We start from the raw sequence: 14,077 nt of genomic DNA on the forward strand, positions 1-14,077 counted from the left end.
CCGCTGTCGGACAAATGTCTGTCTGCCCGTCCTTGGCTCGAAGTCCGGCCATCACGGCACGGATCAGGGAAAGGGAGCTCCAATGAGGAAGATCATCGCCGCAACATTCGTCAGCCTCGACGGCGTCATGCAGGCGCCCGGCGGCCCGCAAGAGGACCCTGTCGGCGGCTTCAAATTCGGCGGCTGGACGTTCCACTACTGGGACGATGTGATGGGCGCCGCCATGGGCGAGACGTTTTCAAAACCGTTCGCGCTGCTTCTCGGCCGCAAGACCTACGACATCTTCGCCGCCCATTGGCCCTACCAGAAGAATGACCCGATCGCCGACAGCTTCAACGCCGTCACCAAATATGTGGCGACGCACAGGCCAGATACGCTGTCCTGGCAAAACAGCCAGCCGCTCGGCAGCGATGTCGTGGCGACGTTGCGCCGGATGAAGCAGGAGGACGGCCCCGACCTGCTCATTCAGGGATCGAGCGAGCTGATCCAGACCTTGCTCGCCAATGACCTGATCGACGAGATCAGCCTGCTGATTTTCCCGCTGGTGCTGGGCAAGGGCAAAAAACTGTTCGGCAGCGGCGCGATGCCTGCCGCCTTCAAGCTGACCCGTTCGCAGGCATCGACCACCGGCGTCCTCATGGCGAGCTATGAGCGCTCCGGCGAGATCAAGACCGGGTCCTTTGCCCCGGAACAGCCTTCCGAAGCCGAGATCGAGCGGCGCAAGAACTGGAAGTAGATGCCGCAGGGCGATCAAGGACGGCTGAACACTGGCCGTCCTTTTTGCTGTTTTAAGCCGCCTCTCGTCGCCGTGCCAATCCATCGCGGAGGTGGCCCGCGAATGCCAGTACGGCAGGCGCAACGCTGTGCTTCGGCAAATGCAGATTGATTGCAAAATTCGGCAATGACGGCAAATCCGGATCGTTGGCCAAAATATCGAGGTCCGCAGGTACGGTCGACGCCAACCAGGTGGTGACGGCCAAGTCCGAACGCACTGTCGCCGTCGTCGCGTCGATGCTGCCGTTTTCGAATACGGTGCGCCATGCCAGCCCGTGCTCGTTAAGCGCCTCCAGCACCACCGGACGGAACGCGCAGGTCTCGGCGACCATCGAAACCGGCAACGGGCGTTTGCTGCGTGCGCCGCCGCCTTTGGCGCCGACCCAGACCAGCCGGTCGACAACAAGGCATTCGCCGGCCGACCGACCGACCGGCTCCTCGATCACCGCGAGCTCTATTGTGCCGGCCGCCAAGGCCGCAGCCAGCTCCGGCGACGAGGCGCAGACAAGCGAGATCTCGACCTGCGGATACGCCTCGGTATAGGCCTTGAGCACCGGTGCAAGCAAGGTGCCGACAAGGTCGTACGGCACGCCAAGCCGCACCTGACCGGCAACTGCATCGCCCGCCATCTCCGCCAGGATCTCGTCATTGAGCGAAAGCAGGCGCTTGCCCTTGCCGAACAGCCGCTCGCCGGAGCGGGTCAGCCGCAATCCGCTCCGATCGCGATCGAACAGCCTGCAGCCGAGAACCTCTTCCAAACGCTTGACCTGCTGGCTGACGGCACCTTGCGTCAAATGCAGCGCGTTGGCGGCCGCCGTCATGCTGGCCCTGTCGGCAACGGTGACAAAGGTTCGGATCAGGGCGGTGTCGAGGTTGCGGAGCATCAAGCCATTATATTTGCTAATGCATGTCATAGCAAACATTGCATTTACTGATGAGCCAAACAGCTTACCGTGCAGGCTTCAAAGGAAGCAGCATGTTTGAAACCGTCCTTCCCCTCGTCCTGTTCGCGCTGGTCTCTACCTCAACGCCCGGCATGGCCACGACGTTGTCGACGGCGTCCGGCGCGCAGTTCGGGTTTCGCCGCTCTATCCCGCTGATGGCCGGAAGTGCGGCCGGCCTGGCCACAGTGGCTGCGGCAGGGGCTGCCGGGCTCGCTGGTCTGCTGGCCGCCGCTCCTTCGCTGCAACTGGCAATGAAAATGGCCGGTACCCTCTATCTGGTATGGCTTGCCCTCAAGATCGGCCGCAGCGGTCCGCCCAATCTGGACGTGGCCATGGCAAAGCCGAACAGCTTTTTGGGCGGCGCCGGCCTGCAATGGATGAACCCAAAGGGCTGGGCCATGGGGCTGGGAGCGGCGGCATCTTTTGCCGCGCTCGCCAAAGGGCCGCTGCAGCTCGCCTTGCTGCTCGGCGCCGTCTTCGGCCTTGCAGCGGCCCTATCCCTGGCGGCATGGTGCGTGGCGGGCACGCTGCTCGCCCGGTTGCTGCGAACCGAGCGGCAGTGGCGCATGCTCAACGCCGTGCTTGGCCTGCTGCTGGCCGCCTCGATCATTCCGATGTGGCGGACAGCGTAAGGTTGGTCTTTAGCTATGTCAGGCAGTGTAACGCGCCGCCGGCTTGCCGGCGAGAAGACTGCCGAAAAAGCCTTGCCGAACGCCAAGAAAGGCATCCACCCCGGCAACGTCGGCAAGACCCGGCGCCGTGAACGCTTCACCCTTTGCCAGGCCAACCAGCGCTGCATCGACCAGATCGTCGGCCGTCATCACGATCTCTTGCGGCACATTGGCAATATCGCTTCCCGCAACTTCCCAGAATTCTGTCCGCGTGGCCCCCGGCAAGACCACCTGCACGGCGACCTTCGTGCCCGCGACTTCCCGCTGTAAGGCCTCGGTGAAGTTGACGACGTAGGCTTTGGTGCCGCTGTAGATGCCGCCGAACGAGGTATCGAAGGCAAGCACCGAGGCGATGTTGACGATGGCGCCGCGGTTGCGCGACAGCAGCCCCGGCAGCACCACGCGCGTCAGCCGAGTCAGCGCCACGACATTGACCTTGATCATGCGCTCGGCGACATCGGCTTCAGCCGTTGCCACCACCTGCGCGCCGCCAAGGCCGGCATTGTTGACCAGCAGCGTCACGCTGTCGTCGGTTGATATCGCCTGCTCGACCCGTCGCAGATCGCCGTCGTCGGCCAAGTCGGCGCTGATGACGCTGACCTTTTTGCCATACGCGTAGCGGAGCCTCTCCGCCAATTCCTCCAACCGATCGGCGCGCCGCGCCACCAGCACCAGATCATAACCTTGGCCGGCGAGCCGGTCGGCATAGATCGCACCGATGCCGGACGAGGCGCCGGTGACGACCGCAGTACCTTTGTCCTGATTGCTCATTGTCTTGTTCCTTGTGGTTCGATTCCAAATGCCGGTGCCGCAGGGCAACACCCCTGCTTCGACTGGCACACGAATTACTGGCATATGCCACTATTTGAACGTAGGCATATGCCACCATCTTGTCAATCCGGGGAGCAAGGACTATTTCTGGTTTGCATCGAGGGCCCTTCCGGTCCCTCATCGGAAATCCGCCAATGTCCCAAACCACCCTGCCCGGCCTGGCGCTTTGCAACAACGCCATGCTGCGCCGCGCGACGCGGAAACTCGGCCAGTTTTATGACGATGTGCTGGCCCCATCGGGTCTGAAGGCCACGCAGCAGGGCCTGCTCTACCAGATCCACATCGGCGACGAACCGACGATGGGTGCCATTGCCGCGGCCCTCGTCATGGACCTGTCGGCCCTCGGTCATACGCTGAAGCCGCTGATCAGGGACGGTTATATCGAGACCTTCGCCGACCCTGCCGACCGCCGCATCAGGCGCGTCAGGCTGACATCGCAGGGCCGGATCAAGCTCGAAGAAGCTCTGAAGCTGTGGCAAGTCGCTCAGCAGCGCTTCGAAGAGATGTTTGGAAAAGAGCAGGCCGCAAGCCTGCGAGCGGCGCTGCACGAAATCGCCGCGCTTGATTTCGACGTACCGCCGGCCGCGAGTTGAATTATCGGCGGCCGGCAGCCAAGCTCCGCTAACAGCCCTATTCGGCCGGCATCGCCACCGGTCGCGCCGCCAGGTGGCCCGCCAGCACTACGCCCAGACCGATGATCGGGAATGCCGCCGCGACCACGCCGAGGTCGGCCGGTGCGCCATAGCGCAGCACCGCTGCGCCGACCACGGCACCCAGTGCGACGCCGAGATAAAGTGCCGAAGCGTTCAGCGACAGCACGATGGGCGCGGCATCGGGCGCCAGCTTGATGATGCGGCTCGCCTGCGCCGGCGGGAATGCCCAGCCGACGATGCCCCACGGCACCATCATGGCCATCAATGCCGGCCCGGCGATCTCGCGCGGCAGGAACATCGGGATCAGCGAAAACGTGACCAGCATGGCGGCACTCAGCGCCAGCGACCAGCAGACGGTGCGTGTCGCGCCGAAACGGTCCGCGGCCTGACCGCCGCCGATATTGCCGATGACCGCGCCAACGCCGAAAGCGAGCAGCATTCCGGGAAGCGCGATCGGGTTCAGTCCGCCGCCTTCGATCGCGAGCGGCGCGACAAAGGCAAAGACGGTGAAGGCGCCGATCAGAGCCAGGATGGTCGTCACCAGGATAGGGATGACGCCGGGGCGAAGTGCCGCTGCCAGCCGCATGCGGAGCGGCAGCCTTGTGCCGACGATGCCGCGCGGCAGCCGGTACCACAGGATCGCGCCAGCGAGCGCGCCAAGGCCGGCAATGGCAAAGAAGGTGCCGCGCCAGCCGGCAACCGTCGCAACGAGCGCGCCCAGCGGTGCGCCGACCGCGACCGCCACCGTAGTGCCGCCGACGACCACGGCAATGGCGCGGGCGCGGTGATGATCGTCGACAAGCGCAACGGCCGTTCCCTGTGCGGTCGCCGCAAACAGGCCTGACGACAGCGCCATGACGATGCGCGCGATCAACAGCAATTCGAAGGAGGAGCTTAGCGCCGCGGCGACGTTGCCCAACGCGAAGAACACCAGCGTCCACAGGATGACGCGGCGACGGTCCCATTCGCCGGTCAGCGTTGCCAGGATCGGCGTGCCGATCGCATAGGCGAGCGCAAACGCGGTGATCAGCGTGCCGGCGAGCGGAACGGAGATGGCGGCATCCTTTGCAATATCGGGCAAAAGGCTGGAGATGACGAAACCTTCGGTCGAAATCGTGAACGATCCGAGCGCAAGCCAGATGAGGCGCTTATCCATGGCAATTTCCTTAGTTCAAAGGTTATTGAACAATTGGACATAACAGGGCATGATGTCAATAAAGCCGCTGCAAAATAGCCGAACCATCCTGACAGCCCGGTGTCAGGACGGGGCGACGGGACGAAACAATGTGTCCATTGGCCACGAGAGGAGATGCGTTGAAATCGGCTCCAAATGTGCTTAATTCCTGGGCATGACCTTGCCCCATCCCACCGCCGACCAGATCAGCCTGGCGAACGTGCTTGCTGTGCTCGGCGACCCGACGCGGTTGGCCATCGTGCGCTATCTCGCCAGCAAAGAGGGCGTGCCGCTGAATTGCAGCCGGTTCCTCGACTTCGCCTCGAAGACCAATCTGAGTTACCATTTGGCCAAGCTGCGTGAGGCCGGCGTCACCCGCACCGAGGCGGTTGGCACCAGCCGATTGATCACGCTGCGCCGTGACGATCTCGACCGCCGCTTTCCGGGCTTGCTCGACAGCGTTATTGCCGCGGCCGGCGACGACGCATCGTTGCCGGCGGTCGGCGGCCACGAGATCGAAGTCCGCGCCTGACCGGCGCGAAGCTGGGTTCCGCTCTCGCCCGCTTCGCGAGACGAGCAAAGTAGCTTCACCTGCCCTCCAGCCATTCCAATTAACGGAGCCTGCCATGCGCATTGCCGTCGTCGCCGACATCCACGGCAATGTCCTCGCGCTCGACGCCGTGCTCGACGATCTGCGGCAGCGCGGCGGCGCCGACCTCATCGTCAATCTCGGCGATTGCGTTTCCGGCCCGCTGTGGCCGCGCGAGACCATGGAGCGGCTCGAGGCGCTCGACCTGCCGACGGTACGCGGCAATCACGACCGCCGCGTTGCCCGCGACACTGCCGACGAGACCATGTGGCCGTCCGACCGCTACGCTCAGGAACGGCTGACGGCAGGCCAGCGCGAGGCGCTGTTCGCGCTGCCCGTCACGCTGAGGTGGCGCCAGGCGTGATCGCCTTCCATGCCCGGCCCGACCACGACGAAAAATACCTGACTGACGCGATCGTCGAGGGCCGGCTGGTGCGCGCCCCGCTGGCCGCCATCGAGCGGCGCCTCGGCGCGGTCGATCCCGCCTGCCGCATCATGCTTTGCGGCCACAGCCACCGCAGCGAGCTGATCCGCATTCCCGGCGGTCCGGTCATTTTCAATCCGGGCAGCATCGGTTGCCCGGCCTATGACGATTCGACCCCGCCGGCGCATGTCTCCGAGCAAGGCTCGCCGCACGCCCGCTATGGCATCGTCGACTTGCACCGCGATCGTTTCGAATCCATCGCCGTCGACTATGACCATGAGGCGGCGGCGTATCAGGCCGAGCAGGCGGGACGGCCCGAATGGGCTCACGCGCTGCGCACCGGATTTATGTCCGGCTGAACGCGGAACGTGTTCATGCCGCCGGGCTGAGCTTGCTCATGCCAGGCTGAGCTTGCTCATGCCGGGCTAAGCTTGCTCATCCCAGGCTGAGCTTGCTCATGCCAGGCTGAGCTTGCTCATGCCAGGCTGAGCTTGGTCATGCCGGGCTGAACGGATGACCGCCTTCGAGCGGCAGAAGCCGCAATCTTTAGTTGTCGGACGCGGATCGCTTCGATCGCCTGGCAGGACGTCGGGCGATGGCCGCCGAAGTCTTGGGCGTCGAAGTCTTGGGCGATGAAGCCTTGGGCGATGAAGCCTTTGGCCGTGACGTACTGGGCGTTAGATGCCCTGGGTTGAAAGTCTGTGCTGGAGTCGATTCGGAACCGGCCCGAATGTCGGCGTCGCGCACCTGCTGGCCAAAGTTCAGACCGGTCAGCTCTTCGATCTCGGCCACCGTCGAAAGAAACTCCGATACCCTGGCAATTTCAAGCGGGTCGTCGAATGCCTCGGCACGCTCGCCGAACGCTTCGGGCATCACTTCCAAAACCGGCTTCTGGTCGGCCAGCAGCGCGATGGCGCGCAGGCCAGCTTGATCGGACCACAGCGCGATCTTCCAGAACTTCAGCGGAACATGGCTGTCGAAGCGGTAGGGAGGATCGTCCTCGCGGAACACTGGCCCGGCAAACACCGTGACCCGGCCTCGCGTCGTATAGGCGTTGCGCAGCACATAGGTTTCCACCGCGCGCCATCTCAGCTTCCCCTTGGAGCCGGGATGGTCAAGCGAGCTTCCCTGATTGAAGAAGCCGACTTGCGGCGCAGCATTGGTATAAAAGAACGTGTCGCGTTCTGCCGCGACCGCCTCCTGATCCACCCCCCATGCGGGGTCGCCCCGAAGCGTAATATGGCCCTTCTGGAACATTCGAGCTATTCGTTCCTTGGATTTTGCGACGGGAAATCCGGGCACATTCTGGCTCGAATAGAATTCCTGGGTCATCTGCTCGCCAAGGTCGATGCGGCGATCGGGCCGGAAAGCATCGCTGGCTTCCGAACCGGAAATCGACTCCACCCCCAAGTCGACAAGCGACGGGTTGTCGATGACCGTCTTGTCCTCACGATTGACCGCCTTGGTACGGGATCCATCGATATTGCAGGCGGTGACGAAGGCAAGCCTGCGATCGGCGTTCATCAAGATCGAAAAATGATGGTAGCGCAATTCGTGTGGGTCCTCGCCCGGTTTGGCAAGAAGGTTCTTGGCCAACCGATAGGGTGAATTGGCAACCGTCGGCATTGGCAGGACAAAGCCCGGTATGAAGCCGGGCTCATACCCTCCACGATCGTCGAAGTCCTCTGTTTTCCAACCCGCGGCCTCGGCGATGGCCACGACCTTGGCGGGTTCGCTTGCTGGACCGTCGTTTCGTCTCGCATCGCCTCCGTCGCCGTCGATCAACGGCGCCCGGACATTTATCTCGACGGGAAAAGTCCACGTGACCGAGCCATCGGCATTATGTCTCGTCGCCGGCGGGCCGCGATCCGGTTCAGGCCGCTGCACCGGCTTGTCCGGCACGTCTCCGCGACTGTCGGCGTTCAGCCGAACTTTCTCATCCATCATGCGCGGCGTGCCGGACCAAATCGCCAGAGCTTCCGAAACCGCCGATGCCGACGAGCCCGGCAGCCTGGACTTTCTAGCGCCCAGATCGTCAACGATGGCGCTGATCCGTATGCCTTCGTTGATCTCGCGCGCAAGCGCATAGCCAGCTATGCCCGTCACCTCGTGGAACGGGCCGGCCCAATGGTGTAGGGCAATGGGCTCCCATTCGTTGTTGAAGACCGGTGAACCGGACGAACCCTGTTCGGTATCGGCAACATAGTGCAGCACTTGAACCGTTTCGTCGCGGGCCACCAGCCGGTTTTCACGCAGGACCAGTTCCTTGAAGCGGCCATCGGGATGCTGGACGATGTTGGCGATTTCGCCGAGCATATGCTTGTCGCGCGCGTCCGATAGCGAGATAAAACCGAACTCCCCCAGTTCCTTTGGGCCGGAACGCCGCTCGCCGACCCCGATCAGCGTGTAATCCAGACCTTCTATGCTATCAGTCACGAAACAGGATTCAGGATCGAACAGGAACGTCGTCGGCGTGCGCACGGCATTTGCACCGTCCTGCTCATAATCGAACTGGACCTGGAAGCGCCGGGAATCCGCCGGCGACGAAATCACATGGTTGTTTGTGAGGAACAGCCTTGGCCCGACCAGAAAACCCGATCCTTGCGGATTGCCGTTGAGAAAGGCAACGCGCCCGACCGCGTCGGCAGCACGGCGCCCACGCTCCAGAAATGCGACCCCGATGAAATCGAGCGTTGGGCCGAGAACTGCCTCCGGTCCTGGCTGTTTGGCGGCGGCCTTTCTTTCCCCGGCAGATCTCATGTCGATTGCTGCCGATATCATCTCCGCTTCGGTGCGGCTGAGCGACGCCTTTACCTGCAACCTGTCGAGGCGCCTGGAGAGGGTCTGTTCGGCGGCCAGCGGATTGCCGTTGGCGATGTGACCAAGTGAAGCCTCAATTTCGGCGCGCGTTTTCTTGATACGCTGGCGAACTATGTTTTCCACTTGCGCGAATATTTCAAGGTCGACCATATTGCCCTCCTCAACCTTACTTGAGAGAGTGCATATTTACATGAAATGTGCAATATTTTGCCGGCTGTTAGTTCATGGAAGTGGCCTGGTAGCGATTCAACACGCGGCGCCTTTTCGGGCTTACACAGCGCCGCCTCGTCGCCTATAAAAACCCGCTGGCGTGCGATGGCGCTTTCGTGCCTGGCCACGCCTTCGGCAATTGAACCTACCGCCCATGGCAGATGATTAGGCGCACAGTAACACTCCTGACGACGCTGCTTGCGGTGGTGGCCGCTCCGCTGATGCTGGCGGAGCTGCCGGCCAACGGCCAGGAGCCGGAGCCCATCATCTCGATTGTGACGGGTCTCGCTCCCGATGACCTTCTGAACGTGCGCGCCACGGCGTCGGCCATGGGCAAGATCGAGGCGCGGTTGCCGAGTGGATCGAGCGTGAAAAATCTCGGCTGTGGCGAGGTCAGCGGCTACAAGTGGTGCAAGGTCGAAGACATTGACGACCCGAAGCTGAGCGGATGGGCACCCGCACGCTACCTCGACCCCATCAATCCCCGGCAAGTGACACCCCAGGCGGCGGCCAATGCGGAGAGCCCTGCCTCTCAACCGCTGCCCGATCTGACGACGCGCCTTGGCGCAACTGCTCCCGAAACGTCGCTGAACACCGCTGACGCAATCGGCAGGGTGGCTATCGAGGACGCTTACCGCCTGGCCCTGGCCGCTGGCGATCCCTCGACTGGACAGGTTGATGGATCGGCGCCCGCGGCAGTGGGTCCCGTCCAGAATTTCGGCGCGACCAATGCGGCGCCTCCGGCCGACGCACAGACCGTTGCACGGCTGCAGCCGCCGGGGACACCATTCCCAGGTGCCGGCAACGTCATTCCTTGCGCGCGCTATCTCGGCCAGCCAATGACCAACTGCAAGGCAGGCGTCGCGCGCACCGGCGACAAAACCGACGTGACCGTGACCTGGCCCGACGGCGGCACGCGCATCATCAGCTTCCAGGCCGGCAAGCCGGCCGGTTCGAATGGGCCGGGCGAATTCCGCTTCACGCGCGAAGGCAGCCTCAACATCATCCGCGTCGGCGCGTCCGAACGCTTCGAGATTACGGATCAACTGGCGTTGGGGGATAGTCGTAAGGGGAATAAGGCAGTAGGGCAGTAGGGCAATATGTTTGAAGGGCGGCCGAACCTCTGCCCTACTGCCCTACTGCCCTACTGCCCTACTGCCCTACTGCCCTACTGCCCTACTGCCCTACTGCCCTACTGCCCTACTGCCTCATTTTCGGGGTTACATCCGGCAAAACTCTTCCCTATAAGGCCCTCCTAGCCTGATACCAGAATCGCGAGCACAACCGGCCGGGTCTTCCCGTCCGGTTTTTCGTGCAAGCCGCCTGCCGAACGGACCTTCGATATGCCAAGACGCACCGACATCAAGTCGATCCTGATCATCGGGGCCGGCCCCATCGTCATCGGCCAGGCCTGCGAGTTTGACTATTCCGGCACCCAGGCATGCAAAGCGCTGAAGGAAGAGGGTTTTCGCGTCATCCTGGTCAACTCCAATCCGGCCACCATCATGACCGACCCGGAGCTGGCCGATGCCACCTACATCGAGCCGATCACGCCCGAAGTGGTTGCCAAGATCATCGCCAAGGAGCGGCCCGACGCGCTGCTGCCGACCATGGGCGGCCAGACCGCCCTCAACACCGCTCTGTCGCTGCGCCGCATGGGCGTGCTCGACCGCTATCAGGTCGAGATGATCGGCGCCGACGCCACCGCAATCGACAAGGCCGAGGACCGTGCACTGTTTCGCGAGGCGATGAGCAAGATCGGCCTGGAAACGCCGAAGTCGATGCTGGCCAACGCCACCGACGTCAAGAATGCCGACCGCAAGACGCACGAGGCCGAACGCGCCGCGCTGAAAGCCGAGAAGCCGGAAAACCTCGACGCCGCGCTCGACGCGCTGGAAACCCGCTGGAACCTCGGCGAGGGCGACCGCAAGCAGCGCTACATCAGCCATGCCATGGCGATTGCAGCACAAGCGCTCGACCATGTCGGCCTGCCCGCAATTATCCGCCCCTCCTTCACCATGGGCGGCACCGGCGGCGGCATTGCCTACAACCGCGCTGAATTCTTCGAGATCGTCCAGTCCGGTCTCGATGCCTCGCCGACCACCGAAGTGCTGATCGAGGAGAGCGTGCTCGGCTGGAAGGAGTACGAGATGGAGGTTGTCCGCGACAAGGCCGACAACTGCATCATCGTCTGCTCGATCGAGAACATCGACCCGATGGGCGTGCATACCGGCGATTCGATCACCGTCGCCCCTGCCCTGACCTTGACCGACAAAGAGTACCAGATGATGCGCAACGCCTCGATTGCGGTGCTGCGTGAGATTGGCGTCGAGACCGGCGGCTCCAACGTGCAGTTCGCCGTCAATCCGGCGGACGGCCGTCTGGTGGTCATCGAAATGAACCCGCGCGTCTCGCGCTCGTCCGCGCTGGCCTCCAAGGCGACCGGTTTTCCGATCGCCAAGATCGCCGCCAAGCTCGCCGTCGGCTACACGCTGGACGAGCTGGAAAACGACATCACCGGCGGCGCGACGCCGGCTTCGTTCGAGCCGAGCATCGATTATGTCGTCACCAAGATCCCGCGCTTTGCCTTCGAGAAGTTTCCCGGCGCCGAGCCGGTGCTGAACACCTCGATGAAGTCGGTCGGCGAGGTCATGGCCATCGGTCGCACCTTCCAGGAATCGCTGCAGAAGGCGCTGCGCGGGCTCGAGACCGGCCTGACCGGTCTGGACGAGATCGAGATCCCCGGTATCGGCCACGGCAGCGCGCCAGCCAGCCATGTCGACGACCGCAATGCCATTCGCGCCGCCTTGGGCACGCCGACACCCGACCGGCTGCGCATGGTGGCGCAGGCGATCCGCATGGGCACCTCGCTGGAAGACGTGCACGCAATGTGCAAGATCGACCCGTGGTTTCTTGAACAGATCGCCGGCATCCTCGCCATGGAAGACCGCATCCGCGAGCACGGCATCCCCAAGGACGCCGCCAATCTGCGCATGTTGAAGGCGATGGGTTTCTCCGATGCCCGCCTCGCCTCCCTGGTCAGGAAAGACGTCGAAGAAATCGAGAAGATTAGGCGTACGCTCGACGTTCATCCGGTCTACAAGCGCATCGACACCTGTGCCGCCGAGTTCGCCTCGCCCACCGCCTACATGTATTCGACCTATGAGGTGCCGTTCGCCGGCGTGCTCGCCAATGAGGCGCAGGTCTCGTCGCGCAAAAAAGTCGTCATTCTCGGCGGCGGCCCCAACCGCATCGGCCAGGGCATCGAGTTCGACTATTGCTGCTGCCATGCGGCGTTTGCGCTGCGCGACGCCGGCTTCGAGGCGATCATGATCAACTGCAACCCGGAGACCGTCTCGACCGACTACGACACCTCCGACCGGCTCTATTTCGAGCCGCTGACGCCGGAGGATGTGCTGGAGATCCTGCGTGCCGAGCAGGCCTCGGGCGAGCTGGTCGGCGTCATCGTCCAGTTCGGCGGCCAGACGCCGCTGAAGCTGGCGGATGCGCTGGAAAAGGCCGGCATCCCGATCCTCGGCACTTCGCCCGACATGATCGATCTGGCCGAAGACCGCGACCGCTTCCAGAAGCTGCTGCACAAGCTCGGCCTCAGCCAGCCGAAGAACGGCATCGCCTATTCGGTCGAGCAGGCCCGCCTCGTCGCCGGCGAGCTCGGCTTCCCGCTGGTCGTGCGCCCGTCCTACGTGCTCGGCGGCCGCGCCATGCAGATCATCCACGACGAGAGCATGCTGCAATCCTATCTGCTCGACACAGTGCCCGGCCTGGTGCCGGAAGACATCAAGCAGAAATACCCCAACGACAAGACCGGCCAGATCAACACGCTGCTCGGCAAGAACCCGCTTCTGTTCGATACCTATCTGTCGGGCGCCATCGAGGTCGACGTCGACTGTCTCTGCGACGGCAAGTCGACCTACGTCTCCGGCATATTGGAACACATCGAGGAGGCCGGCATCCATTCCGGCGACAGTGCCTGCTCGCTGCCGGTGCACTCGCTGCCCTCGGAGCTCGTTGACGAGCTGGAGCGCCAGACGGCCGCACTTGCCCGCGCGCTCAATGTCGGCGGCCTGATGAACGTGCAATATGCGATCAAGGACGGCACCGTCTATGTGCTCGAGGTCAACCCGCGCGCGTCGCGCACCGTGCCCTTCGTCGCCAAGACCATCGGCCGGCCGATTGCGAAAATTGCCGCCCGCATCATGGCCGGCGAGAGCCTGGAAGACGCCTTCGCCCATTACGGCGCCATGCCCGACCCGCGCAATCCCGGCCACATCGCGGTCAAGGAAGCGGTGTTCCCGTTCGCCCGTTTCCCCGGCGTCGACATATTGCTCGGCCCGGAAATGCGCTCGACCGGCGAGGTCATGGGCCTCGACCGCGATTTCGCGCTGGCCTTCGCCAAGAGCCAGCTCGGGGCGGGTGTTGATCTCCCCCGCGCGGGCACCCTGTTCGTCTCGGTGCGCGACGAAGACAAGAAAGGCATCTTGCCGGCGGTCAAGCGCCTCGCCGGTCAGGGCTTTAAAGTGCTGGCCACGTCAGGCACCGCCCGCTTCCTCGCCGAGAACGGCGTCGCAGCGGAGAAGATAAACAAAGTGCTGGAAGGCCGCCCGCACATCGAGGACGCCATCCGCAATCGCCAGGTGCAGATCGTCTTCAACACGACTGATGGCCAGAAGGCGGTGTCGGATTCGAAATCGCTGCGCAGGGCGACGCTGATGCAGAAAGTGCCGTACTACACGACGCTATCGGGCGCAGCTGCGGTGGCTGAGGCGATTGCGGCGCTGCGGGCGGGGAGCCTCGAGGTTCGGCCGCTGCAGGAGTATTTTGCCTGAGTGTCTCGTTTCCTTGAGAACATTTGAACACCGTGTTGCTATTCCTAGGACGTAGACTCATTACCGCGTAGCCAGATTCGGATTGCGACGAGTTTGAGGGCGGCGAGATAGTTCTCAGCCAGTTTGTCGTAGCGGGTCGC

The 14,077-nt window shown here is 63.4% G+C and carries 10 protein-coding genes and 2 pseudogenes; 7 read left to right on the forward strand and 5 right to left on the reverse strand.

What is annotated here, in order from left to right:
* The first annotated feature begins 82 nt into the window (after nucleotides 1–82).
* Nucleotides 83–736 (forward strand): dihydrofolate reductase family protein, encoded by a 654-nt coding sequence (locus NKH98_RS23170; RefSeq protein ID WP_352477810.1) that lies wholly within the window; start codon nucleotides 83–85, stop codon nucleotides 734–736.
* 52 nt (nucleotides 737–788) lie between these two features.
* On the opposite strand, the gene NKH98_RS23175 is transcribed toward NKH98_RS23170, so the two are convergent.
* The gene (locus NKH98_RS23175; protein ID WP_352902015.1) at nucleotides 789–1,658 is read right to left on the reverse strand and encodes a LysR family transcriptional regulator; all 870 of its coding nucleotides are present in this window, start codon (nucleotides 1,656–1,658) and stop codon (nucleotides 789–791) included.
* Between the two features lie 92 nt (nucleotides 1,659–1,750).
* On the opposite strand from NKH98_RS23175, the gene NKH98_RS23180 reads away from it, so the two are divergent.
* A complete protein-coding gene (locus NKH98_RS23180) occupies nucleotides 1,751–2,350 on the forward strand; it encodes a LysE family translocator (RefSeq protein WP_352901975.1) in 600 nt (199 codons plus the stop codon).
* An 18-nt stretch (nucleotides 2,351–2,368) separates the two neighbouring features.
* Here NKH98_RS23180 and NKH98_RS23185 read toward each other — a convergent pair whose 3' ends face one another.
* Entirely contained in the window at nucleotides 2,369–3,160 is a 792-nt protein-coding gene (locus NKH98_RS23185; protein WP_352901978.1) for an SDR family NAD(P)-dependent oxidoreductase, read from the reverse strand.
* Nucleotides 3,161–3,354: 194 nt separating this feature from the next.
* Here NKH98_RS23185 and NKH98_RS23190 point away from each other — a divergent pair, with 194 nt between their 5' ends.
* Nucleotides 3,355–3,813 carry a MarR family winged helix-turn-helix transcriptional regulator gene (locus tag NKH98_RS23190; RefSeq protein WP_352901981.1) on the forward strand — a complete coding sequence of 153 codons (459 nt, stop codon included), beginning with the start codon at nucleotides 3,355–3,357 and terminating at the stop codon, nucleotides 3,811–3,813.
* A gap of 37 nt (nucleotides 3,814–3,850) precedes the next feature.
* On the opposite strand, the gene NKH98_RS23195 is transcribed toward NKH98_RS23190, so the two are convergent.
* Complete coding sequence (locus tag NKH98_RS23195) at nucleotides 3,851–5,029, reverse strand: MFS transporter (RefSeq protein ID WP_352901984.1); 1,179 nt, start codon at nucleotides 5,027–5,029, stop codon at nucleotides 3,851–3,853.
* A gap of 193 nt (nucleotides 5,030–5,222) precedes the next feature.
* Here NKH98_RS23195 and NKH98_RS23200 point away from each other — a divergent pair, with 193 nt between their 5' ends.
* Together NKH98_RS23200 and NKH98_RS23205 are read left to right on the forward strand one after the other, a co-directional pair.
* Nucleotides 5,223–5,579, forward strand: a complete 357-nt coding sequence (locus NKH98_RS23200) for an ArsR/SmtB family transcription factor (RefSeq protein ID WP_254820338.1) — start codon at nucleotides 5,223–5,225, stop codon at nucleotides 5,577–5,579.
* A 94-nt stretch (nucleotides 5,580–5,673) separates the two neighbouring features.
* Nucleotides 5,674–6,419 (forward strand): annotated as a pseudogene (locus tag NKH98_RS23205) (metallophosphoesterase family protein).
* A 187-nt stretch (nucleotides 6,420–6,606) separates the two neighbouring features.
* Here the strand turns inward: NKH98_RS23205 and NKH98_RS23210 are convergent.
* The gene (locus tag NKH98_RS23210) at nucleotides 6,607–9,030 is read right to left on the reverse strand and encodes a DNA/RNA non-specific endonuclease (protein WP_352901989.1); all 2,424 of its coding nucleotides are present in this window, start codon (nucleotides 9,028–9,030) and stop codon (nucleotides 6,607–6,609) included.
* A 281-nt stretch (nucleotides 9,031–9,311) separates the two neighbouring features.
* On the opposite strand from NKH98_RS23210, the gene NKH98_RS23215 reads away from it, so the two are divergent.
* On the forward strand, nucleotides 9,312–10,184 hold the full coding sequence (locus NKH98_RS23215; RefSeq protein ID WP_352901991.1) for an SH3 domain-containing protein: 873 nt from the start codon (nucleotides 9,312–9,314) through the stop codon (nucleotides 10,182–10,184).
* Between the two features lie 249 nt (nucleotides 10,185–10,433).
* Complete coding sequence (carB, locus tag NKH98_RS23220; RefSeq protein WP_352901994.1) at nucleotides 10,434–13,937, forward strand: carbamoyl-phosphate synthase large subunit; 3,504 nt, start codon at nucleotides 10,434–10,436, stop codon at nucleotides 13,935–13,937.
* Between the two features lie 44 nt (nucleotides 13,938–13,981).
* Here carB and NKH98_RS23225 read toward each other — a convergent pair.
* A pseudogene (locus NKH98_RS23225) lies at nucleotides 13,982–14,077 on the reverse strand (IS5/IS1182 family transposase); the annotation flags it as partial.

This window comes from Mesorhizobium sp. M0833 (genome assembly GCF_040319905.1).
Taxonomy (GTDB): domain Bacteria; phylum Pseudomonadota; class Alphaproteobacteria; order Rhizobiales; family Rhizobiaceae; genus Mesorhizobium.